This is a genomic window from Mycoavidus cysteinexigens (assembly GCF_003966915.1).
Lineage (GTDB): Bacteria > Pseudomonadota > Gammaproteobacteria > Burkholderiales > Burkholderiaceae > Mycoavidus > Mycoavidus cysteinexigens.
In genome coordinates this window covers 2,254,682-2,278,812 of sequence record NZ_AP018150.1, presented here as the reverse complement: position 1 = coordinate 2,278,812, position 24,131 = coordinate 2,254,682, and the positions used below count along the sequence as shown (strand labels likewise).

The 24,131-nt window shown below is 49.0% G+C and carries 19 protein-coding genes and 1 pseudogene; 14 read left to right on the top strand and 6 right to left on the bottom strand.

Annotated elements, in window-relative coordinates; all coding sequences use genetic code 11:
* The first annotated feature begins 33 nt into the window (after positions 1-33).
* The 3 genes from icmH to MCB1EB_RS09640 all read left to right on the top strand — a co-directional run bounded on the left by icmH (position 34) and on the right by MCB1EB_RS09640 (position 5,690).
* Positions 34-1,332, top strand: a complete 1,299-nt coding sequence (gene icmH, locus MCB1EB_RS09650) for a type IVB secretion system protein IcmH/DotU (protein ID WP_126354014.1) — start codon at positions 34-36, stop codon at positions 1,330-1,332.
* A 146-nt stretch (positions 1,333-1,478) separates the two neighbouring features.
* Positions 1,479-4,694 carry a type VI secretion system membrane subunit TssM gene (gene tssM / locus MCB1EB_RS09645; protein WP_052393985.1) on the top strand — a complete coding sequence of 1,072 codons (3,216 nt, stop codon included), beginning with the start codon at positions 1,479-1,481 and terminating at the stop codon, positions 4,692-4,694.
* Between the two features lie 87 nt (positions 4,695-4,781).
* A complete protein-coding gene (locus tag MCB1EB_RS09640) occupies positions 4,782-5,690 on the top strand; it encodes a hypothetical protein (RefSeq protein WP_045364797.1) in 909 nt (302 codons plus the stop codon).
* A 233-nt stretch (positions 5,691-5,923) separates the two neighbouring features.
* Here the strand turns inward: MCB1EB_RS09640 and MCB1EB_RS12125 are convergent, their stop codons facing one another.
* Entirely contained in the window at positions 5,924-6,271 is a 348-nt protein-coding gene (locus tag MCB1EB_RS12125; RefSeq protein WP_161566174.1) for a hypothetical protein, read from the bottom strand.
* Positions 6,272-6,637: 366 nt separating this feature from the next.
* Between MCB1EB_RS12125 and MCB1EB_RS09635 the strand changes: the two are divergent.
* From MCB1EB_RS09635 to aroE, 4 genes and pseudogenes are all read left to right on the top strand, one after another.
* Positions 6,638-6,752 (top strand): annotated as a pseudogene (locus MCB1EB_RS09635) (integrase core domain-containing protein); the annotation flags it as partial.
* Between the two features lie 309 nt (positions 6,753-7,061).
* Positions 7,062-8,477: a UDP-N-acetylmuramate:L-alanyl-gamma-D-glutamyl-meso-diaminopimelate ligase gene (gene mpl, locus MCB1EB_RS09630; protein ID WP_045364802.1), complete on the top strand. Its 1,416-nt coding sequence runs from the start codon at positions 7,062-7,064 to the stop codon at positions 8,475-8,477.
* On the top strand, positions 8,474-10,429 hold the full coding sequence (locus tag MCB1EB_RS09625; protein WP_052393986.1) for a ribonuclease catalytic domain-containing protein: 1,956 nt from the start codon (positions 8,474-8,476) through the stop codon (positions 10,427-10,429). Before mpl ends, MCB1EB_RS09625 begins: the two co-directional genes overlap by 4 nt.
* Positions 10,430-10,436: 7 nt before the next feature.
* Complete coding sequence (aroE, locus tag MCB1EB_RS09620; RefSeq protein WP_045364806.1) at positions 10,437-11,294, top strand: shikimate dehydrogenase; 858 nt, start codon at positions 10,437-10,439, stop codon at positions 11,292-11,294.
* A 31-nt stretch (positions 11,295-11,325) separates the two neighbouring features.
* Here aroE and MCB1EB_RS09615 read toward each other — a convergent pair whose 3' ends face one another.
* Together MCB1EB_RS09615 and MCB1EB_RS12550 are read right to left on the bottom strand one after the other, a co-directional pair.
* The gene (locus tag MCB1EB_RS09615; RefSeq protein ID WP_232034104.1) at positions 11,326-12,711 is read right to left on the bottom strand and encodes a 2-hydroxycarboxylate transporter family protein; all 1,386 of its coding nucleotides are present in this window, start codon (positions 12,709-12,711) and stop codon (positions 11,326-11,328) included.
* Between the two features lie 159 nt (positions 12,712-12,870).
* Entirely contained in the window at positions 12,871-13,002 is a 132-nt protein-coding gene (locus MCB1EB_RS12550) for a hypothetical protein (protein ID WP_269471764.1), read from the bottom strand.
* A gap of 33 nt (positions 13,003-13,035) precedes the next feature.
* Here MCB1EB_RS12550 and MCB1EB_RS09610 point away from each other — a divergent pair, with 33 nt between their 5' ends.
* Together MCB1EB_RS09610 and thrC are read left to right on the top strand one after the other, a co-directional pair.
* Positions 13,036-14,376, top strand: a complete 1,341-nt coding sequence (locus MCB1EB_RS09610) for a homoserine dehydrogenase (RefSeq protein WP_045364812.1) — start codon at positions 13,036-13,038, stop codon at positions 14,374-14,376.
* A gap of 3 nt (positions 14,377-14,379) precedes the next feature.
* A complete protein-coding gene (gene thrC / locus MCB1EB_RS09605) occupies positions 14,380-15,864 on the top strand; it encodes a threonine synthase (RefSeq protein ID WP_045364815.1) in 1,485 nt (494 codons plus the stop codon).
* A gap of 334 nt (positions 15,865-16,198) precedes the next feature.
* Here the strand turns inward: thrC and acnA are convergent, their stop codons facing one another.
* The 3 genes from acnA to MCB1EB_RS09590 all read right to left on the bottom strand — a co-directional run bounded on the left by acnA (position 16,199) and on the right by MCB1EB_RS09590 (position 20,592).
* Positions 16,199-18,934, bottom strand: a complete 2,736-nt coding sequence (gene acnA, locus MCB1EB_RS09600) for an aconitate hydratase AcnA (RefSeq protein ID WP_045364818.1) — start codon at positions 18,932-18,934, stop codon at positions 16,199-16,201.
* Positions 18,935-19,061: 127 nt separating this feature from the next.
* The gene (locus MCB1EB_RS09595) at positions 19,062-19,568 is read right to left on the bottom strand and encodes a hypothetical protein (protein ID WP_045364821.1); all 507 of its coding nucleotides are present in this window, start codon (positions 19,566-19,568) and stop codon (positions 19,062-19,064) included.
* Between the two features lie 40 nt (positions 19,569-19,608).
* Positions 19,609-20,592 carry a malate dehydrogenase gene (locus tag MCB1EB_RS09590; RefSeq protein ID WP_045364823.1) on the bottom strand — a complete coding sequence of 328 codons (984 nt, stop codon included), beginning with the start codon at positions 20,590-20,592 and terminating at the stop codon, positions 19,609-19,611.
* Positions 20,593-20,743: 151 nt separating this feature from the next.
* On the opposite strand from MCB1EB_RS09590, the gene MCB1EB_RS09585 reads away from it, so the two are divergent.
* The 5 genes from MCB1EB_RS09585 (at position 20,744) to sdhD (ending at position 24,129) form a co-directional block, all read left to right on the top strand.
* Positions 20,744-21,562 carry a GntR family transcriptional regulator gene (locus tag MCB1EB_RS09585; RefSeq protein WP_081953561.1) on the top strand — a complete coding sequence of 273 codons (819 nt, stop codon included), beginning with the start codon at positions 20,744-20,746 and terminating at the stop codon, positions 21,560-21,562.
* 186 nt (positions 21,563-21,748) lie between these two features.
* Complete coding sequence (locus MCB1EB_RS09580) at positions 21,749-22,678, top strand: Rpn family recombination-promoting nuclease/putative transposase (protein WP_045364826.1); 930 nt, start codon at positions 21,749-21,751, stop codon at positions 22,676-22,678.
* A 298-nt stretch (positions 22,679-22,976) separates the two neighbouring features.
* Positions 22,977-23,156, top strand: a complete 180-nt coding sequence (locus MCB1EB_RS09575; RefSeq protein ID WP_152034324.1) for an Rpn/YhgA-type helix-turn-helix domain-containing protein — start codon at positions 22,977-22,979, stop codon at positions 23,154-23,156.
* A 193-nt stretch (positions 23,157-23,349) separates the two neighbouring features.
* Positions 23,350-23,760 (top strand): succinate dehydrogenase, cytochrome b556 subunit, encoded by a 411-nt coding sequence (sdhC, locus tag MCB1EB_RS09570; protein ID WP_026921348.1) that lies wholly within the window; start codon positions 23,350-23,352, stop codon positions 23,758-23,760.
* A complete protein-coding gene (gene sdhD / locus MCB1EB_RS09565) occupies positions 23,761-24,129 on the top strand; it encodes a succinate dehydrogenase, hydrophobic membrane anchor protein (protein ID WP_026921347.1) in 369 nt (122 codons plus the stop codon).
* Positions 24,130-24,131 lie beyond the last annotated feature (2 nt).

The window sequence follows — 24,131 nt, the reverse complement described above, 5'->3', positions numbered from 1 at the left end:
TAACAGCCTGAATAGCGAAGAAGGAAATTCATCTTGAATGATCATCAAATGTCTGCTTCTGAGGATTTGAGCGAAGCCTTGAAAATTTTTTTGCCCGGACATTCTGAGATGACGAATGGGTCGACTCAGGCTTTACATCTACCCGTGATGCCGCTCCCCGCGGGGGGACTTAATCCACTCATACATGCCGCTAATCCACTGCTTGAACTGGCGGTTTTGCTCAGTCTGCAAAGCATTCCTCCAAACGCTGAAGAGCTACGTTATCAAATCTGCCAAATGATCAAGGTTTTTGAGCAGGAAGGACGCGCTTCCAATATTGATATCGAAAAACTGGGCGCAGCCCGTTATTGTTTATGTACTTTTTTGGATGAGGTGATTGCAAGTACAGCTTGGGGTTCAGAGGGATGGTCAAGTCGCAGCCTTTTAGTTACCTTTCATAATGAAGCCTCTGGTGGTGAGCGCTTTTTCTTGATTCTGCAACGGCTGGCGCAACAACCAAGCGCTAATAAAGATGTCTTGGAATTGCTATATGTCATTTTGGCGCTTAATTTTGAGGGACGTTACCGGTTGCTTAATGATGGTCGGATGCAGCTCGATTTAATTCGGCGACGGTTAAAAGAGATGCTGTACTCCTCCCAAACTATAGCCGGTGCGAGCCATGCTCTGTCATTACATTGGCAGCCAGTTGGACATCAAGTTAAGCGGCGTTTGCGGCTATGGCCGGTATGGCTGACTGCAGTTTTAGCCGCTTTGGGCGTGGCGGCTTTTTATTTGATTTTTAATTTCTATTTGCAGCAGAAGGTGCAATCTATTGTTCACACTTTGCGTACCCAACATCTACGTGTCACGCCGGGAACAGATGAAGCGGGTGCGCCCGCCTTATCTGAGCCGGTTCGTCTTGAGTGGCCCAAGCTGGCAGCTTTGTTAAACCCAGAAATTGAGCAGGGTTTACTGAGTGTTGAGCAGACTGAAAATTATGCTCTGCTCACGATTAATGGCAATGGATTGTTCGCCTCTGGCAGTGCGGAAATTCAACCTATTTATTTATCGTTGTTATCTCATCTTGGCGATATTCTGAAAGGCATGCCAGGTCGGGTTGTAATAAGTGGCCACACCGATGACCGGCCACTTAGGCCAGGGCGCTTCCAATCGAATTGGCAGCTCTCACAGGCTCGCGCAGAAGCGGTGCGGGATTTGTTAATTTCCCGCTTCTGTGCGCCAGCCCGTTTTACCGCCCATGGGAGGGCAGACTCTGAGCCATTAGCGCCGAATAACACAGCCTCTAACCGGGCGCGAAATCGGCGCGTGAGCATTGCTATTTTTGCTCCGTAGACTAAACGTGGCTGTCTCATAACTGGTTGCATGGCGTAAAAAATTTATTTTATCTTTTAAGGAGTGACACGTCGAAAGGTGGCACAGGCCTTAACCAAGCCTGCCCAAACGGGAGACGTTCATATATATCTTTTATGGCACGATTGATGGAGTGGTTTAAGAAAAAACCTGCTGCGGAAAAAGTAGAGAAAGATCAACGCCCAGCACAATTAGGATTGCACAGAAAACACTTCCAACAGGCCTTAAAAGATTTGAGGAACGCGCACGAAACAAGGCATTGGCGACGGAATTATATCTATCAATTGCCCTGGTATGTCGTGATTGGCGCACCGCAAGCGGGTAAAACAACCATGCTGACGCATTCTGAACACAGCTTTTCGTCAGGCCAGCGACTTTACCCCCCACCTGCAGAAAATGACGATCATGCCTCACCCTGTGACTGGTGGTTGACGGAGGATGCGGTTTTGCTTGATACCCCAGGCATTTATATGGAACCAGACAAAGCGCATGAAAGTGGCTCATCAGAGTGGTTGGGTTTTTTGGATTTATTGCGCAAATATCGAACCCGTTGTCCATTAAATGGCGTGATTATTACCTTGTCCGCAATGGATTTGATGCAGGCTCATACGACACGTGGCAGCGCGCAAGCTACTTTACTGCGGCAACGGCTCAATGAGCTTCATGAGCGGCTGGGGGTACACCCTCCGATTTATCTGATGGTGACGAAATGTGATTTATTGGCTGGTTTTAATGAGTTTTTTGGTGATCTGAACAGCGATGAATGCACTCAAGTCTGGGGTCTCACTTTTCCAGTGACCTGTAAAACGGATATTAAAGTATTGCTGGATTCATTTTCTGGGGAATTTGGCGCACTGCATAAGCAATTGCAAATGCATGTTCTAACGCGCATGCAGCAAGAAACCAATGATCACCGGCGTGCCCTTATTTATAGTTTTCCGCAACAATTTGCCGGTTTGCAAAGCGCTTTGCGGCAATTTCTTGAAACGACTTTTGGTGCTTCGCGCTTTGAAGATCCAGCGGTGCTGAGTGGCGTTTACTTTACTAGCGCGATACAGCAAGGTCAACCCGTTTATCGAGTGATGAGTTCAGTTGCGGCGACCCTGGAATGGGTGCCACCGGTGACTAGCGCAGTGGATCTTGAGGAGCGCGCCTACTTTCTGACGCGCTTATGGCGTGAGGTCATTTTCCGCGAAGCCGGACGAGTTGGCGATAACCGCAGGCTGGAACGTCGTCGTCAATGGTTGCGGCGAGGCGCGCTAGGAGTGTCGATAGTAGCGCCTATCATTGCATGCGCGGTTATTTTGCTCGCTTACCAGCGCAATAGCCAGTCGATGGCACAGTTATCTGAAAGCGTCGTCAAACTAAAAAATAAAGTACAAAATGTGAGTAGCCAGAGTGATCTGCTGGTTTTATTACCGCTGTTTGACGAAGCGCGCGACTTGGCCAATGCCTATCGATTACAAAACCAAGCCGCCTCATTTTGGTCCCGGCGTGTGCTTTATCAAGACGATACTTTAGCCTACAACCTGGAATTAACCTATCAACAGCTCTTGCAAGAAGGGCTGTTGCCGTTACTCGTCCGTACTCTGGAAGATGAGCTACGGCGCGGCGAAGCAAATAGTCCCGATGAGCAATATCAGTTTTTGCGCGCTTATTTGATGTTAGGTGATCCGGCCCATTTTGATGCAGAGACAGTACGCATAACAGTCATTACAAAATGGCGGGAAAAATTTTTATACAATGCCAGCCAGGCGCAACAGAATGAGGTAGATGACCATTTGGCTGCGCTTTTGCGATCCGTTCAGTTTAAGGCTTCCCTGCCACTCAATAATGAGTTGATAGAGCAAGCCCGCGCTACGCTCGGGCATTTACCGCTGGCGCAACGTGTCTTTAATAATCTCAAGCGGCGTCTAGAAAAAACGAATCTACCCCCCTTTAGTCTGAGTGCGGCCGCTGGACGCAATGCATCACTTGCCTTGCTGCGTCATAGCGGCGCTTCTCTGGCGGATGGCGTGTCTGGTGTTTATACGCAAAAAGGGTACGCTCAATTCAGGGTTTTATGTGACGAAGCTGTGACTGAAGTTGAAAAAGCCAATTGGGTGCTTGGACAAAAGCAGGCGGATATCAGCACGGAAAATATCGCTGCACTGAAAATCACGCTGGCGCAGCTTTATTTTAAAGAATACATAGAGCAGTGGGATAATTTTCTAAAAGATATTGATCTACTTCCTTTTGAAAAACTTGCACAGGGTGCATCGATTGCGAATTTATTGGCTGCGGCTGACTCGCCATTGCGCTTATTGGTCAATGCGGCGGTGCAGGAAACCACGTTGGCTCAAACTGACGCTGCTAAAGCGCCAGCCTATGCGTTGGAGAATACAGTAGATACGCATTTTCAGGCCTTACATGATGTGGTGAAAAAAACCGAAGCTGCAGAACAAACGCCGTTGGCGCAAGTGCTAAGCATGCTCAAGGAGGTGGCGATGTTTCTGGATGCGGCAGATACGGCGCATGCCTATAACCTGCCAATACCCACGAGCAATGCTTTAAGTCAGCTCAGGCTCGCCATCCAGGGAATGCCTGCGCCACTGCCAAATGTGCTGGATGGCGTGGTGACAGATAGTATGGCATTACTAAAAGATGGTGAACGTGCGCGCTTAAATGCATTATGGATGACTAATATTGCGCCGTTTTGCCAGCAGGCCATCGGAGGCCGTTATCCGCTGGTGGCGAACTCCATGCATGATGTGACGCAAGAAGATTTCGCCAAAATTTTTGGGCCAGGGCGCTTGATTGACGATTTTTTCGAGAAAAATCTGAAGGCCTATGTTGATATGTCCAAACCTAAATGGCGTTGGCGCAACAATACGCTTGGCATTGCGGATGATGTCTTAATGCAATTTCAACGTGCAGCGCAGATTCGCGATGCGTTTTTTCAAGATGGAGGAAAAGCGGTCTCGATTCGCTTTAATCTGAAACTGGTCAATATCGATTCAACGATTGCCAAATTTACCCTTGAGCTGGATGGACAAAAGCTATTGGCGACCCATGGCGCGGCCCAGCCGGTTCAATTCCAGTGGCCCAGCGGTAACGGTACGGGATTAGCTCAGATGACATTCTTGCCGGCAAAAGACCAGAAAGATGTGATGAAAGACGGCCCTTGGGCTGTGCTGCGCTTGCTTGATACGGGGCGTCTGGAATCAACTCAGCAGGCGGATCGTTTTAAACTAACTTTTGATTCTGCTGGCCGTAAGGTTGTTTTTGAGTTGAATGCAAGTAGTGTGATCAATCCTTTTAAGCGGACTGTGTTTGAGAAATTTCGTTGCCCGGCGCATTTGTAAAGGGTGTCAGTTTTAATTAAGGTTATTTAAGTCTGACCAAATCTTTAGCGCTTCGTGCAGTATTTAAATACATGACTAGGAGAGGCGATGAATCAAATTGAAGAATTCAAAAAATTGGCATCGGAGTATGAGGTTAAGTTTACGCCTATGTTTCAAGATGAGGCGATTCGCGATATGGGTTATCAGGATCCATCAATTGATGGCTTGATTAAAGGTGTTTGTGCTGGAGTTGCTATAACTTCGATTAAAGCGAAACTAAAAGAACCACAAAGTATAAATTTATGGGAAAAATATCGTGACACGGTTAAGGCAGCTGAATATAGAGAGCTTTCGGAAGCTCTTCCTGGAGAAGATATTAATGAAACTTCCAGATATGGAGAGCTTTCGTTGTTTTTACCTCATCAATCTGATGCAATAGTATTGCTGACTGACTATTCTAGTCAACGTCAGGACCTTACAGAAAAATATAGAAAAAAAGAAGAGGAGATCGAAAAACGCTCGATGAATAAAGGGTTCGCAGGCTCTCTATTTGGAGTAAGCAAGGATAAAGAAAACGAATTCAATGAAAAGAAAAAAAAGGAATTATCTGAATTAGAGAAGGAGAAAAAAGAAAAGGATTCCTCTTTGAGGAAAAAAATGTTCCACTTGATGATTCCTACTACAACAGAAGAAAGTATTGATTTTATATCAAAAAACGTGTGCGACCCAGGTAATCACTACATGATAAGAGGAGCGATGATTCGCTCTGTTATAAATGAACATGTGAAATTTGATATGCCCTGTTTTGTTGTGATGCATTTCGAAAATGGGACCCACGGGGTTGCGGTATATAAAAATTCAGACAAAGATGGGGTTTCTTTTTTTGTTGATGCAAACTCTGGAGAATGGGTGGGTCGCTGGTCTAGGGTGCTAGATGTAATGGGTTATATGGCTATAAAGCAATATGAGGGAACCCTGATAGGGAAATGGGAATTTGTTCATTATAAGGTCGGATAAGGAAGGGCTATTACTAACCCTCCCTCTCCTAAGAACCGTGCAGGCGAGTCACCTCGCACACGGCTCAAGCCAAGAGTCCAGCGCTGGCTAAGGCACCGGGCAGTCTAACAAACTGGCTGCCTGAGCAATATACGCCTGGAGCCATTTCGCCCTTCTGGTAAAATCGAACCAGTTGACCTGGTTTCTTAATTCACCTGGGCGCGCAAGCGCACAACAAACCTAAACGGTCTGCCTCATCTGCTTTCCCGCGTATAACGGTTTGCCAAGATTTCTTGCCCACTCTGACCAAGAGCAAGTCTGCTCGCTTTCGCGCAAGAGAATGTTTCACTCTTTATCCCCCTCATTACAAGGCGGCCTTCGCTTTTTGCTCCTTCCTGTACCCGCAGCGCCAACAGCATTCCTCGCGGTTTGCCTACCATTTCTGGCAGCGTTACGGGCTTATCCTGTTCCGCTTGAATTTCAGTGCGAGTCGGATCCCTCTTCTTTGCCGGCGGTTGTTTGTCCATGTTGGCCGAACTTTGAGCGACCAAACCTAACCGCGTACCATTTTGGTTCAGGCCCAGCACCTTTGGCCTGTTCATTTTAACGACAATTACAGAGATTCACGTGTGTTGATCGTATTCGCACATCCCTAGCCCCTCTCCGCTTTAGTGCTAGCAGATTCGGCTTTGCCTCGCGGCTCGGCTTACCGATTACTCGGCGGTTACATTGTCATCGGAGCTTCACACCGGACCGTTGCCAGCCCCGCATGTCCGACTAGGGAACGATTGATGGAGCAATCGGTCTTATCTGGTTATATTTCTCCTGTAAGACAGAAATTCAAACGACTTTTCAGGTCGCACTAAAGTTTAAATGTCGTAATTTTTTTATGTTTATAAACTTCTATTCTATTTATAGGTGAATATTATTTATATGGAGATGTACAATGCTTCAAAAAGAGAAAGAGGTTAGAACAAGTCCAAGATTGTGCCACACGTTGGTTATGGATTTATTAATCACGAACGGCCTAACATGGCCATTGGAGGTATTACCCCGAAACAGAAGTTGGCCCTTGCAGCTTAACTTTCTACTTTTAAAAACTATTAAAAATGGGGGGGTACCGGTGGAATTAGGTGGTAAGAGTGAGGAGGATTGGCTTGCGGAAATCAAGAGCATGAATAACCCCCAATAAGTAGAGTGACTAACCTGTAATAGTTTGGAATTGACTTGATAAAACTCCTGCAGAATCGACTGATCTAGCTACACTTTTATTCCGTAACTTTTCAATAGCGGATGCCCTGGGAGTTGCTTGAATGCTACCGCACCTCGGGTACAATTCTGGGTTTATTCGTCTCTTAGACTGATCTGAGTTGAGCACAAACCTGATTCTTTATGCATATTCATATTCTCGGCATTTGCGGCACCTTCATGGGTGGGCTGGCGGTGTTGGCACGCCAAGCCGGTCATCGCGTGACCGGTTGCGATGCCCAAGTGTACCCGCCAATGAGCACGCAGCTTGCGGCGCAAGGCATTGAACTCATCGACGGTTACCAGGTTGACCAGCTGGCCTTAAATGCCGATCTTTATGTGATCGGGAATGTCGTGACGCGCGGCAACCCATTGCTGGAGGCGATTCTAGACCAAGGCTTGCCTTACACCTCAGGTCCGCAATGGCTGGGTGAACATGTGTTAGCGCAAAAATGGGTCTTGGCTGTAGCCGGCACACATGGCAAAACAACCACCGCGTCGATCTTGACTTGGTTGCTCGAAGAAGCGGGCTTGAACCCGGGCTTTCTAATCGGTGGCGTGCCGCTCAATTTGAATATCTCAGCCCGACTTACGCCCTCGAATTTTTTTGTGATCGAAGCCGATGAATACGATACGGCGTTTTTCGATAAGCGCTCTAAATTTATTCATTATCGTCCGCGCACGCTGGTGCTGAATAATCTCGAATACGATCATGCGGACATTTTCCCGGATCTGACTGCGATTGAAACCCAATTTCACCATTTAGTGCGGACTATCCCAGCGACGGGGCGGATGATTGTGAATGGCCGTGATGAAGCGCTAGCACGTGTGTTAAGCCGGGGCTGTTGGAGTGAAGTTGAAGCGTTTGGGAGCGCCGACGGCTGGCATGCGGAAGCGCTTGATGAGCGTGTGATGGATCAATCTTTTGCTGTGCATTGGCAGGCCCAGCGCGTCGCTACAGTTAATTGGCAGAGCTTGGGCGAACATAATCGGCTTAATGCCTTAGCGGCATTGGCGGCGGCCCGCCATGTCGGTGTAGCGCCGGCGACGGGCGCTGCAGCCTTGGCGCGTTTTGCTGGGGTTAAGCGTCGGATGGAAACCTATGGTAGCGTGGGTGGGGTCACAATTTATGATGATTTTGCGCATCATCCGAGCGCAATTAGCACCACTCTGGCCGGTTTACGGGCGCGGATTGGGACTCAGGCGCGCATTTTGGCGGTACTCGAAGCGCGCTCGAATACGATGAAATTGGGCGCGCTGAAAGCTCAATTGCCGGCGAGCCTGGCTCAAGCAGATCTGATTTTCGCATATGGGGCATCAGCGGGGCGCGACGCGCTCGGCTGGGATTTAGCCCAGACTCTAGCGCCGCTAGGCGAGCGCGTTTATCCTTTGCATGATCTTGAGGCGCTGGCGCGAGCGGTCACGCTGGTGGCGCGGCCGGGCGATCATATTGTGGTGATGAGCAACGGCAGCTTTGGCGGTATTCATGCGAAACTGCTTGCGAGACTTTCTAAAAAAGAGGGCGTGGCAAGCGATTTTGATTCAGGGAAGGTTGCGTGAACATTTTTTTTGAAGATTCCGGCAGCTTTAAGGCCGGCACTGTACTCTCTCAGCAAAATGAAACGTTGCAAGTCGAAGGACTCGGCGGGCGACGGATTAAAGTAAAAAGTAAAGACGTTCTACTCGAGTTTTCGGCGCCGTCAGCCGCTGCATTAATGCACTCTGCTGAGACCTGCGCCCAGACTATTGAACTGGATTTTTTGTGGGAATGCGCGGGGAGCGATGAATTTAACTTTGCGGTGCTCGCCGAGGAATATTTTGGCCCGCAGGTCACCTCGATTGAGCGGGCCGCGCTGGCCCTGCGCTTACATAGCGCGCCAGTCTATTTTCGTCGTAAAGGGCGCGGACACTATCAGCGTGCGCCAGAAGAGCAACTTAAAGCCGCCTTGGCCGCCCTTGAACGGCGCCGCCAACAGGCCGCGTTGCAAGCTACTTATGAAGCTGAATTAAAAGCGCATCGGCTACCAGCAGTTTTTGAGGACAAGGTTCTCACCTTCTTAATCAAGCCGGATAAAAATTCAATCGAATACAAAGCGGTGGAGGCTGCCGCCAGTGCTTGTGGCACTTCAGTTGCACAATTAATGCTCGATTGCGGCGCTCTTCCTTCTGCGCGCGCATTGCACGAGAGCCGTTTTTTGGCGGAGCATTTTCCACAGGGTACCGGCTTTGGCCCAGTGCCTGAAACTGCTGAGCCAGCAGCTGAGGGCCGCTGCGCCGAATTACCGGTCACTGAAATCCAAGCTTTCTCGATCGATGACATTAGCACGACTGAAATTGATGACGCTTTCTCGGTCGAATGGTTAGAACATGGCCGCTTGCGGATTGGGGTGCATATTGCAGTACCCGCACTTGGCATTGCGCGGGACGATATGATTGACTTGCAGGCGCGCACGCGTTTGTCGACCGTCTATGTGCCGGGCGACAAAATTACTATGCTGCCCGCTGAGCTGGTCGATAGATTTACTTTAAAGGAAGGCGGGTTAAGGCCAGTCCTGTCATTCTATACAATTGTTGATAGCGCAACGCAAGATATTGTGGCCACTGAGACGCGCCTCGAGCAGGTATTTATCGCGCACAATCTGCGCCATAATTGGCTGGATGCGATCGTAACGGCGGAGGCTATTGCAGCGGGCGAGGGTGACTATCTCTATAAAAAAGAGATCGCCGTACTGTGGCCATTTGCGCAAGCGCTTTACGAAAAGCGGCAGGCGGCCCGCATCAATTATGGACTCAAGCGCGAAACGCAGCGCTATACAGACTTTAATTTCGCCATCGACGGCGAATCAGTCTCGATCACTCCGCGCCGGCGTGGCTCCCCGCTTGATTTGATTGTCGCTGAGTTAGCGATTTTGGTGAACAGCAGTTGGGGTGCTGCATTGGCTAAATACGGTGTGCCAGGAATTTATCGGGCGCAGCGTTCATTTGGCGCTAATCGCACGCGGATGCAGATTGGCCCAGCACCCCATGAAGGACTCGGGGTTGAACAATATGCTTGGAGCACTTCGCCGTTGCGGCGCTATATCGATTTAGTGAATCAATGGCAACTTTTAGCTTGTACGCAGCATGGCGTGGCCGCTAAATTGGTGGCTCCATTTAAGCCCAAAGATGCGGATTTGTACGTGATTGTGCAAAATTTTGAAGAGATTTATCAAGCCTATGCAGATCACCAGAACCGCATGGAGCGTTTTTGGTGCTTGCGTTGGCTCAAGCAAGAAAAGCGCGAACGTATGCTTGCCGCGGTTGTAAAAGGAGACTTGGTTAGGTTTGACGAAATCCCGCTATTGCTGCATGTGCCTGGGCTTGGCGTGCATGCGCGCGATACTAAGCTGTGGCTCGATATTCTTGCGCTAGACGAGCTCACCCTTGAAGTTTCATGTCGCCTAGCGCAAGTGTTGGAGAGTAGTGAGGCGCAGACGAATCTATCTGGCGACACCGCGCTGAGCTGCTCGTAGGAATGCCATGTCGCTAATAGTTGAGCGCTATGCTGTGATTGGCAATCCGGTGCAACATAGCCAATCTCCGTGGATCCATGCTCGGTTTGCCGCGCAGACGGGTGAAAATCTCTGTTATACGCGCTTATGCGCGCCGTTTGATGGCTTTGCCGAAACGGTACGCGATTTTGTCGCGCGCGGCGGATGCGGATGCAATATCACCGTGCCGTTCAAACTTGATGCCTATGCGTTAGCGGATACCGTATCGCCTCGCGCTGCGGCTGCGGGTGCAGTCAATACCCTAAGAGTCAATGCGGATGGTTTCCTGTATGGTGACAATACCGACGGCGTTGGTCTGGTCCGAGATATTGAAGGTAACCTAGGAGTGGCGCTGGCAGGCCGCCGTGTTTTGCTGCTTGGCGCGGGTGGGGCAGCGCGTGGAGTTCTCTTGCCATTGCTGCAGGCTAAACTTGGCGAGATAGTGATGGTTAATCGTACGGCTGAGCGCGCGGCTGAGCTGGCCCATCATTTTGCGCAATTAGCCGCAGAAGTTGGATGCCAGCTTATTGGTGGAGGAGAAGCCGTGGCGCGTGGCGTGTTTGATGTTGTAATCAACGCTACAGCCGGCAGCCTTGCGGGTGAGCTGCCGATTTTCGATGCGCGCGCGCTGGGCACAAATACGCTTGCCTATGACATGATGTACGGGTCGCAACCGACGGTTTTTATGCACTATGCGCAACGCCATGGTGCGTTTACCGCAGATGGGCTAGGCATGCTGGTGGAACAAGCAGCCGAAGCGTTTTTTGTGTGGCGGGGAGTGCGACCTGAGAGCGCTTTAGTGCTGGCCGAATTGCGTGCATTGCTGGGTCGCAAGTGCATAGACTGAGCTCAATACTTTTTTATTAAAAATGCTCACGCTAGGCTAATGCGCCAAGCAAAATAATCCCAATCGTAATCGTAAGCGCGCCACCTAAGCGCGTTGCCATTTGCGCAAATGGCATCAATTGCAGGCGATGAGCGGCAGTTAAAATGGCTACATCCCCAATCCCTCCCATCCCACTGTGGCAGGCATTAATAATCGCCCCTTCAATCGGATACAAGCCGACCCAACGTCCAACAAAAAAGCCTACCATCGTCAAGGTCACGACGGTAACCACAATGGTGATGAGATTAGCCAGCGTGAACGCTGCGAGTAACTGGTCCCATGGCGCAATCGTAATGCCGATTGCAAACAACAAAGGATAAGTCACCGTCGTAGAGAAGAAATGATAAACCGTGCGCGCGCCATCTTCTAACTTAGGAGAAACCGCATAAGTCAATTTGGCGAGCACCGCCAAAAATAGCATGGCGACTGGCGCAGGCAGGCCAATCAATTGATGGATTAAGATGCCTAATATATATAAGCAAATGGCAATCATGCCAGCAGCCGCAAAATTTTCGACTGAAGCAGTAGGCAGATTGGCGTGGTTCGCCAAAACGCTATGGTCGCTTTTATGTAAGCGACCTCTGCCACTATAGCGATGATAGCGTTTACCGAATTGGTTAAGTAAGGCGGCGCAGATAATTGCAGTCAAGTTGCCCAGCATGACAGCCGGTACAATCTGAGCGAATAATTGCCCTTGTGGCAGGTGCAAAATCTCAGCGTAGCCAAGCGTTAGTGGAATGGCACCTTCGCCAATGCCGCCGGCCATAATCGGGACAACAATATAGAAGAACGTATGGTGCGCACCTAAACCGAGCGCCATCCCCGTCAGCGTGCCTACAATAGCAGCAGCGATCGAACCGATGGCTAACGGCACGAAAATTTTAGCAAAACCCTTAATTAGAGCCTGCCGGTCCATACTCAAGATACTGCCAACGACAACCGCGGCAATAAATAGATACAATACATTAGTTGCTTGCCAAAAGTCTGTAATTGATTGGATGAGTCCATTCGGCAGTAATTGATAATAAACCAGGCAGGAAGGTAAAAAGGTGGTCACAATAACCGGACCGCCAATTCTGCGCAAACCTGGAATGCGCGCGCCTAGCTCAGCGCAGGTAAAGCCTAACGCTGTGAGGATCGCAGCTATAACTGAAATATCCGTTGATGTTTTACCCAACGCAAATAAAGCGCCTAAGCAAATCATAGTGACGCAGTACACGGGAAGCGGCACAATGCCGACCCGTTTGTCCATCCAACGCCACCAGCGCAGCGCATACCGTGGCGAGCTAGATAAGAAACTATGGTTTTTAGGCCGGCTTATAAGTTGCTGGAAAAATTTGCGCATCAAGGCACATGCACCTAAAGAAAAAACCTTCATTACGGATTTCCTGCTGGGTCTATGTTTTCTATTTATAAGCTGCCCTAATGTGTAAAATAAAGCGTGATTCGCTATCAATTATAGTTTTGGCAAAGTTAGCTTACTTCACAAGGGTAACGTTCATAAATTAGCGGTGCTCACTAGGCAATGGTCATGCGCTCACGGTATTTGAACATGAGCGAGCCGATGCGCAGACAAACGAAGAGCGGTGTAGTGAGTTTTGCGGGCAGCTTGTTTATTTGTATCCCAAACCGATAAACTGTCTCGAATATCCAAGTTGTGGCGGCGCACGTTAACCTCTTTTTTGGTACAGGTAAGTTTTAGATGGAAACAATTAAAACCGGGCTTTTAGGTTTCGGCACTGTCGGTCAAAGTACGTTTGCTGTGCTCCAGCGCAATCAGGGAGAAATCAGTCGTCGGGCCGGACGCGGCATTGAGATCAAACGAATCGCTGTGCGCGATAACAACAAAGCGCGGGCAGTACTAGGCGAAACGGATGCAGTTCTGTTAGATACAGATGCTGAGGCATTGGTCTGCGATCCAACTTTAGATATCGTAATAGAAACTATCGGCGGCACGACGATTGCGCGTGAATTAGTATTGCGCGCATTAGCCAATCGCAAGCATGTGGTGACAGCCAATAAAGCTCTGCTTGCGGTGCATGGCGCCGAGATTTTCGCCATGGCGCACAAGCACGGGGTGATGGTGGCATTTGAAGCAGCCGTTGCCGGTGGTATCCCGATTATCAAAATTCTACGCGAAGGATTAAGCGCTAATCGAATTCAATGGATTGTCGGCATTATTAATGGCACTACAAATTTCATTCTGTCTGAAATGCGCGAGCATGGCATTGATTTTGAGACTGCCCTTGAGCGCGCTCAGCGCTTGGGCTATGCAGAAGCCGATCCGACCATGGATATTCAGGGCATCGATGCAGCTCATAAAATAGCCTTGATGAGTGCGCTTGCCTTCGGCGCGCCCGTCCAGTTTGACAGCGCATATATTGAGGGCATTAAAGGGTTGGCCCCGCTTGATATTCAGTATGCGGAAGAATTGGGTTATCGGATCAAGCTGCTTGGGATTACGCGACGGGTAGCAGATCGCATCGAGTTGCGCGTACATCCAACTTTGATCCCAACCCAACACCTGCTAGCTAATGTCGAAGGGGCGATGAACGCGGTCGTTGTGCAGGGCGATACAGTGGGCTCGACGCTTTACTATGGCAAAGGTGCGGGTGGCGAGCCAACCGCCTCTGCGGTGGTGGCTGATCTGATCGATGTGACTCGCTTACATACCGCAGATCAGAGTCAGCGCGTACCACCTCTTGCGTTTCAGCCGGATCAGTTATCCAACCTAGCAATTTTGCCAATCAGTGAAGTGAGGTGTTGCTATTATTTACGGTTGCGTGTGATGGACGTAAAAGGCGTATTAGCTAATATTACAAAGATTCTTGCTGATAACGATGTATCCATTGATGCTTTATTACAAAAAAAATCACGCCTGCCTGATCCAGTGGGCGCTAATGAGACAGACGATTTAATCGTGATTACTCATCTGGCCGTTGAAAAGCAAATAAATGCCGCGCTAGAGCAGATGAGCGCCTTGATGACAGTCATGCCGCAGATTACAAAACTGCGGATTGAAACATTAAATGAAGGGTGTTAGTGTATGAATTATATTTCCACCCGTGGGGCTTGCGCAAACGAGCGCCGGACTTTTACTGACATTTTACTGGCAGGCTTAGCCGCAGATGGCGGATTATATTTACCTGCGGTTTATCCTTCGATTACACCGGACGAACTTGAGCATTGGCGAAATCTGTCATATGCAGACCTGGCATATGAAGTTCTCGCTAAATTCTGTGATGATATTCCCGCCAAAGATCTGCGGGAGTTAACTCGCCGTACTTATACTGCGCAGATATATCGCCATGCGCGTGAGTCCGAGAAGGCTGAGCAAATTACGCCGCTTAAGGCTTTAGGCATTGAAAACGGAGCGCCCCTTTACCTGCTTGAGCTCTCGAATGGCCCGACGCTGGCGTTTAAGGATTTAGCCATGCAGTTGCTGGGCCGGCTGTTTGAATATACGCTGGCCCAGTCAGGCGCACAGCTCAATATTCTCGGCGCGACTTCGGGCGATACCGGCAGCGCGGCTGAATATGCGATGCGTGGCAAGCAAGGAGTTCGGGTTTTTATGCTCTCTCCTCACCAAAAGATGAGTTCGTTCCAAAGCGCACAGATGTATAGCCTGCAAGACCCGAATATCTTTAACCTTGCCGTGACGGGGGTATTTGATGATTGCCAGGATTTGGTAAAAGCAGTCTCCAATGATCATGTGTTCAAAGCCCAATATAAGATTGGTACAGTCAATTCGATTAATTGGGCGCGTGTGGTTGCGCAAATTGTTTATTACGTTAAGGGTTGGCTTGCGGCCACTCAACCGGCTGCGACAAAATTAGGTCAGACATCTGGGCCTGAGGCGTTGCCCAAAGTGTCATTTTGTGTGCCATCGGGTAATTTCGGCAATGTCTGTGCCGGCCATATTGCGCGTATGATGGGTTTGCCGATCGATAAACTGGTTGTCGCGACGAATGAAAATGATGTGCTAGATGAATTTTTTCGCACAGGCGTTTACCGTATCCGCGATGCTGCAGGCACCTATCATACGAGCAGCCCGAGCATGGATATTTCAAAGGCGTCGAATTTTGAGCGCTTTGTATTTGATTTGCTGGGACGTGATGCGGCGCGGGTGCGGCACCTATTTCATCAACTGGAAGCAAATAAAGGCTTTGACTTATCCGGCAGTGGTGATTTTGCGCGCATTCACCAGTTTGGTTTTGTTTCAGGCCGTAGCTCACATCAAGAGCGTATGGCAACCATTCAGCAGACCTATGCGCGCTACGCAACGATGATTGATACGCATACTGCTGATGGCTTGACAGTCGCGCGCCGTTATCTAGAGCCTGGTGTACCGATGGTGGTGCTTGAAACCGCGCAACCCGTTAAATTCAGTGCGGCTATGCGCGAAGCGCTAGGGCGAGACCCCGAGAGGCCGGCTGCATTCGCCAAGATTGAAGAGTTACCGATGCGCTTTGAGGTCGTGCCGCCGGATGCGCAGATTCTGAAAGAGTTTATTGCTGCGCATACGGGATAAGCCAGTGAGCTTGCTGTTGTCGTTATGAGGCATTTGAATTCTCTCCCGCAATCAAAATATGCATCTTTTTGCGCGTCGGTTCAGGCAATCGAATGAGCATGCACTGAAGGATAAAAAACCGGCCAGCCTGGCGCAAATAGAGATTGCGTAAACCAGTAAGAAAACAGCGGGGAATATTCATCAGGATAGAGAAAAGGTACCACGCCTCTCAGATCCACTTAAGCGTGGATAAGCAAACGAATAACACGATTGGATGCTTGTGCACTAAAAATTGCGGCGGGCCAGAGACATGCATCTGGCCCGCCGTTTGAAACAAAGATAAAAGCGATAGAGATTAAGCAGCCAGTAACGAGCGCAACACAAAAGGCAAAATCCCGCCATGCTGATAATAATCCACCTCAATCGGCGTATCGATGCGCAGCAACAAAGGTACGTGTTGTAACGCGCCATTTGCGCGGCGGATGGTGAGCGTTACCTGTTGCTGCGGTTTTATGTGGGCGAAACCCTCAATATCAAAGCTTTCATTGCCCTGAAGGTTTAAGGTTTGCGCGTTTACGCCAGGCATGAATTGCAGTGGCAAAACTCCCATACCCACTAAATTTGAGCGATGAATTCGCTCAAAGCTACAGGCAATCACTGCCTTTACGCCGAGTAATTGAGTGCCTTTGGCGGCCCAGTCGCGCGAGGAACCTGTGCCGTACTCTTCACCACCAAAGATAACTGTTGGCACATCTTCATCAAGATAGCGCATAGCGGCATCGTAAATGGAGAGCAATTCTCCGCTCGGCTGATGCAGCGTAATGCCTCCCTCAACCCGCGTACCGTCCACCTGGAGGGGCACCATCAAATTTTTGATGCGGACATTGGCAAAGGTGCCGCGCATCATAATTTCATGGTTGCCGCGGCGTGAACCATAGCTGTTGAAATCAGCTTTAAGCACGCCATTTTTTTGCAGCCATAAGCCAGCCGGAGAAGTTTCTTTGATTGCGCCAGCCGGACTGATATGGTCAGTGGTGACTGAGTCACCAAAAATGCCGAGTGCGCGCGCGTTCTTGACGCTAGATTGAGGCGCTGCAGGTTGCATACTAAAATCAGTAAAGAAGGGCGGTTGCGCAATGTAAGTTGACTTAGGCCAGTTATACACTTGGCCTTCAGTGCCTTCAATTTTGCTCCACAAATCGCCTTTTTGGGTGAGCTGGGCGTAGTTTTTTCTAAACACTTCCGCATTTAGCGCGACCTTGAATAATTGATGGATTTCATCGTTTGAAGGCCAGATATCTTTAAGATAAATATCTCGCACTTTTCCATCTTGATCGGTGCCCTGGCCAAGCGGTTCAGTGATTAAATCGCGCATGACTGTGCCAGCGATTGCATAGGCTACGACGAGTGGCGGCGAAGTAAGGAAGTTGGCCCGCAGGTTGGGATGAATGCGGGCTTCGAAGTTGCGATTGCCTGATAACACCGCGGCTGCGACAATATCGTGCGCAATGATGGCTTCATTGAGTGCTGGTGTGAGATCGCCGGCATTGCCAATGCAGGTGGTGCAACCATACGCCGCTAGAGTAAAGCCCAGTTTTTCAAGATAAGGCAGTAAGCCTGCGGCAGTTAAATATTCAGTGACGACACGTGAGCCAGGCGCGAGCGAAGTCTTAATATGAGGCGCAACGCTTAGGCCCATTTCAACCGCTTTCTTGGCCAGTAAACCAGCAGCCAGGAGTACGCTTGGGTTTGAAGTGTTCGTACAGGACGTAATGGCGGCAATTAAAATATCCCCATTACTAATTTTGACGCCGTCACGGTTCGTATAAACCTGTTCGAGCGCGTTTTTATCTTTAGAAAAGCCGTTCTCGCTGACCGGTTTTGAGAATAAATCAGTAAACGTTTGTTTCACTTGATCCAACTCAATCCGATCTTGCGGGCGTTTAGGGCCAGCGAGTGAAGGGCTTACCGTAGCTAAATCAAGCGTGATGACGCGCGTGTAGTCAATTTCACCCGCCTGCGGCATGCCATAGAGGTGTTGCGCTTTGAAATAATTGCGTAAAGCGTGGATTTCTTCTTGCGTGCGGCCGGTGTTTTCAAAATATTCGATGGTCTTATCATCCACTGGAAAGAAGCCCATCGTCGCGCCGTATTCGGGCGCCATATTGCTAAGGGTGGCGCGGTCAGGCACTGTAATTGAAGCGGCTCCTGTGCCAAAGAACTCAACAAATTTACCCACGACTTTTTCTTTGCGCAAAAGCTCGGTGACGGTGAGCACTAGATCCGTTGCAGTGACACCTTCACGCAATTGGCCTTTTAACTCAAAGCCAATCACATCCGGAGTCAGAAAATAGACAGGCTGACCTAGCATTGCTGCTTCTGCCTCAATCCCACCTACCCCCCAACCGACGACGCCAATACCGTTGATCATTGTGGTATGGCTATCAGTACCCACCAGCGTATCAGGATAATAAATAGCGTTAGGCCCCGCCTCAGTCTGAATTTTCTGATGATGTACGCCACGCGCGAGATATTCGAGATTTACTTGATGAACAATGCCAATGCCAGGTGGCACGACATGAAATGTATCAAACGCTTGCATCCCCCATTTCATGAACTGGTAGCGCTCCTGATTGCGCTGAAACTCCAGCTTCATATTTAAATCGAGGGCATCGCTACGGCGAAAATAATCGATTTGAACTGAGTGATCGACCACTAAATCAACGGGCACCAAGGGCTCGATCAATTTGGGGTCACGCCCCATGTGTTGAGCGACATCACGCATTGCAGCAATGTCAGCTAGCAGCGGCACGCCTGTGAAATCTTGCAAAACAACACGCGCCACAACCAGTGGAATTTCTTCAGTGCGGGTCGCCTTGGGTTGCCAATTCGCGAGTTGTTCAATATGCGCGCGCGTAATTTTGCGGTCATCATAATTGCGCAATACGGATTCAAGCACCAGCCTGATTGAGACTGGCAAGCGCTCGAGCTTAAGATTAAGCGCCTGACCTAGCTGTGGCAGTGAGTAAAACTGACCGATTTGAGTGCCGCTATCGAATTCTTTAAGTGTGTTGTAGAGAGAATGAGCCATTTTGTCCTTATTCGCGGAAATCGCCAATCATCTGCGCCGCTTTCCCCCAGTGCTGATGCACGGTGCTTTTATAGCAGTGTGCATCAGCCTGAGAAGAGGCCGGCTCTCTGATTTGCGAACAACCTGTTTAACGAGTTTTGCGAATTGCCTCCGCCTGGGTTGGCGCGGGAACGTCCCGCGCAATCATTTCGGGTGACCTGCATTCGTCAGCAAGGCGTTGTTTATACTGACCTTTGTCATTGAAAAGCATCGCTTTGGAGGGAATCACCACCCAATTCATCCCGCTGGCTGCATCATAAAAGCGATCAGCGCCTGTACTGGTCTGGACGCGCGGCAGTCGGTAGTTCTTGCGATTCCAGCGCATAGTAAGGATTTGATCGCGCCGCATATCGCCGGTGATCCAGAGCGGCTGGTTGCCTTTGCAGAGCCATTTCACTGACTGAGCGGTAGCGACTTTTGCTTTAGCCGCCGCCGCATTTTTTTTGTGTGCAGCTTGCTTGCGCAAGCGTTCGGCTGTTGCGGATGCGTTTGAGGAGGTTGCGGCTGGAGTGGCTCGTGTAACCGTATCGCTTGCTAGGGCCACGGGGGCGCTAGCGAAGAGATAAGTAAGGGCAACAATGACTAGGTTTCTCATACAGGTCTCCTTTTATACCGTTTATTTCAAACAATATTGACTACCCAAGCAGATGTTTTACGCCATTTTGTTCTTCGAGCAATTCTTGCAACGCAAGATCCATCCGCTCGCGTGAAAACGTATCGATCTCAAGGTCTGAGACTACAGTGTAGTCTCCATTTGCGGTCGTCACTGGAAAACCGTAGAGCAGACCTTCAGGAATGCCATAAGCCCCATTGGAAGGAATGCCCATCGTGACCCAACGCCCGTTGCTGCCTAATGCCCAGTCGCGCATATGATCAATCGCGGCGTTCGCGGCAGAAGCGGCTGACGATAAGCCGCGCGCTTCGATCACAGCAGTTCCGCGTTGCGCTACAGTAGGAATAAAGACCGTGCGATTCCAGGCCTCATCATTGAGCATTTGCTGCAAACTGGCGCCTTTAACTGTAGCGAAACGAAAATCCGGGTACATCGTAGGCGAATGGTTGCCCCAGACAATTACTTTCTCGATTTCTGCGATGGGCTGTTTTGATTGAGCAGCAAGCTGCGCTAAAGCGCGATTATGGTCAAGGCGCATCATTGAGGTGAAGTTTTTCTGCGGTAAATCGGGTGCAGACTTCATAGCGATATATGCATTGGTATTCGCTGGGTTGCCGACAACTAAGATTTTTACATTGCGACTGGCCATTTCGTTTAGAGCGCGACCTTGTACCGTAAAAATTTCGGCATTTGCGCTTAGGAGATCTTTACGCTCCATTCCCTTGGAACGGGGGCGCGCTCCAACTAACAATGCGTAATCAATATCTTTAAAAGCAATTTTAGGATCATCTGTAATAATAATGTCTTGCAACAGTTCAAAGGCGCAATCTTCAAGCTCCATGACCACGCCTTTCACAGCAGCTTGCGCCTGCGGCAAATCTAATAGCTGCAAAATAACGGGCTGATCTTTACCTAGTAAATCGCCATTGGCGATACGAAAGAGCAGCGAGTAAGCAATTTGTCCGGCAGCGCCGGAAATGGCGATACGCTTTGCAGGTTTAGACATAATTATTTCCTGAGAGAGTCATTAAAACAATCCGCGTGTAAAACCGGCGCGGCGCTTGATATCGGTCCCAAGTCTAAAAGCCGCTGTTTTGAAAGTCAATATTATCATGTGTCTTATATAAGACATATCAATTGAAACAGGAGTGGACGGTATGAATGCGCTGTGCTCCAATACTAGAATGAATCGTAGCTCAACCATTTTATCCAAAAGCCCTGCTGAAATTGCGAGCAGTGAGCAGATAGGGCTGCCGCACGCGCCTACTTTTAGTCCTCTTTATCAACAAATTAAAGCGCTGATTACGCAGAGTCTAGAGGCGGGCGAGTGGAAGCCAGGCGCACCCATTCCAAGCGAGGTTGAGCTTGCTGCGCGCTATAAGGTCAGTCAAGGCACCGTACGCAAGGCAATCAGTGTGCTGGCGGCTGAAAATTTGCTGGTCCGTCGACAGGGCAAAGGCACTTTTGTGGCGACCCATAGCGAAGCACGCGCACAGTTCCGTTTTTTGCGCTTACTCTCGGAAGAGGGGGCGTCGACCGCTTACGCAAGTCATTTGCTGGAGTGTCGGCGCTTGCGTGCGCCGGCCGAGATTGCGCGACCGCTTGAGCTCAAACCTAATGAGCCAGTGATATTAATCAAACGTACTTTGCAGTTTGGTGAATTAGTTGCCGTATTCGATGAAATTTGGTTGCCAGGCAATCTATTTCGAGGGCTAACGCCAGAGCGATTGGCGGCGTACCATGGGCCGCTTTATGGCCTCTTTGAGACAGAGTTTGGCACGCGCATGATCCGCGCTTCAGAGAAAATTCGTGCATTAGCAGCGGATGCGGTGGTCGCAGCAGCGCTTAGGGTTGCGCCAGGTCACCCGCTGTTAAATGTAGAGCGAGTGTCTTACACCTATGGTGACAAGCCAGTTGAAGTGCGGCGTGGTTGGTATGTGACGGATACGTTTTATTATCAGAATGACTTAAGCTAATTTTGAATGATTCTATCGAGCTTGAAAGTTAAGAGCCGTGGCTATATCGATTGAGCTACTAAAGCAATCAACTAAAAAATATAAAAAATTTTAAACCAATATAGCCATTCGGCTAGCTGTAAATCATTTGGCGTACACAAGATAATAACGGTATCCGTGATCGTAGTTATTGTTGCGCCAAATAAGATGAAAAAGTTATCTATGCCGCATGATGCGCTGTTTAAGTCTTTTTTAAAAGATATTGATATAGCGCAAGAGTTTTTGCAGCTTCATTTGCCATGCTATCTACAAAAAGAATGTGATTTCAATACGCTACAACTGGTTTCAGGCGCTTTTGTGCAAAGTAATCTCAGCCAGCGTTTTGCCGATATAGTGTATTCAGTGAGTAGCCCAGACGGGCAAGACAAGCTGTATATCTTAATGGAACACGAGAGTACCGCCAGCGCTCTTCCGCCGTTCAAGCTTTCAAGTTACTTAAACGGCATCATGCAGCAGCATCTTGAACAAGGTCATAAACAACTACCGGCTGTATTTGAGATGATTTTTTACCGGGGCGAACGGCCTTATCCTGGACCTACGAATTATTTGAATTGTTTTAAGCGTAAGCAGTTAGCACAAAAACGCTTGGGGCTGCCTGCATCGGTCCAAATTCTAGATCTATCCACTATTCCAGACGAAGAAATAAAGCGCTATAAACGTATGGCGGCGCTAACCTTAGCGCAAAAATACATAGGCACGCAGAATTTAATGCAGTTTGCACCGCAGTTAGCCGAACTGTTGCAATGCTACCCTTTACCGGTTGAAAAATTGAGGCAGTTAATCTACTATTTAGTTGAAGAAGGCCGTGGCGATGATGGGCGGTTTTTACAGTTCTTGATGGAAAACGTAAGACAATGTCGAGAGGATGAAGAGATGAAAACATTAGGGCAATTTTTGCGAGATGAAGGGCGCGAGGAAGGGCGCGAGGAAGGGCGGAGAGAAGGCTGGCGAGAGGGCCAGCGCGAAGGCGAGCAACTAAAAGCGTTTGCCATCGCTCAAAATCTGCAGAATCTAGGATTAGGATTAGATACGATTAAAAAAGTCACGGGTCTTTCCGACCTTAAAGGACTCGCATAAATATATTTCAATATTAATATTTATTAATCCAAAGGCGGGCTGGCTGGAGAGCATCAAAACTCAGTAATTATTTGAATTGTTTTAAGCGTAAGCAGTTAGCGAAAAAAATACATAGATAGGCACGCAGAGTTTAATGCAGTTTACGCCTCAGTTAGCCGAACTGTTGCAATGCTAACCCTTTCTGGTTGGAAAGCTGAGGCGGTTAATCTACTATTTAGTTGAAGAAGGCTGCGGCGATGAGGGGCGGTTTCTACAGTTCTTGATGGAAAACGTAAGACAATGTCGTGAGGATGAAGAGATGAAAACACTAGGGCAATTTTTGCGAGATGAAGGGCGAGAAAAAGGGCGGAGAGAAGGCCAGCGCGAAGGCGAGCAACTAAAAGCGTTTGCCATCGCTCAAAATCTGCAGAATCTAGGATTAGAGTTAGATACAATTAAAAAAATCACGGGTCTTTCTGATCTGAAAGGGCTAACATAAATTCTTCGAGCTTTGGGTCGCCCAAGAGATTTTAATTTATAGATCGCTTATTCATACCAAGCTTTATCGCTTGTTGACCCTCTATTTACAAGAGTTTTGTACGCAGACTTGAGCCATGCGAAGCCTTCCCAGTGTCAGATAAGCGAAAAACGCGTTAAAATCTCGGGCTGTGGATTCAATGAGGTTTAACCGTATGGCTGAAATTAGAAAAAAATCAAGGCCGGAATTCCGTAATATTGGGATCGGACAGATACTCAGTTACCGGCTTCCGTTGCCAGGGATCGTGTCAATTTTGCACCGTATTAGCGGTGCACTGCTTTTTCTTTCTTTGCCGTTTTCTCTGTATTTGTTTCAGCAAAGCTTAACTTCAGCGCAGAGCTTTGAGGCGCTAAAGAGTTTTGCGAGTGGCGCACTGGTTAAATTAAGCCTTTTATTGGTTATTTGGGCTTTTGTATTTCATTGTTTTGCCGGTCTTCGTCATTTGCTGATGGACCTGCATTACGGGGTGGCTAAAGCCTCTAGCAAAAAAACGGCGGCGGTCGTATGTGCCCTCTCGTCAATAGTCACCTTTGCTATTGCGCTCAAACTATTCGGAATTTTTTAAATGGCAACGCACAATAATTTTGGCCCAAAGCGACTTGTGGTTGGCGCGCATTATGGTTTGCGTGACTGGCTAGCGCAGCGGGTGAGCGCCGCCGTGATGGCTATTTATGCGCTGATTCTACTCATTTGGTTTTTTGCGGCGAAAAATTTTTCCTATGAGGGTTGGACCTCGATTTTTGCGGCGCCATGGATGAAAGCGGCCACTTTGGTTGCGCTGCTGGCGCTTTTTTATCACGCTTGGGTGGGCATGCGTGATATTTGGATGGATTATGTAAAACCGCTTAGCGTGCGGCTAACGCTGCAAGTGTTGACGATCGTGTGGCTACTGACCTGTGCAGGTTACGCCGTGCAGATTCTGTGGAGAGTATAAGA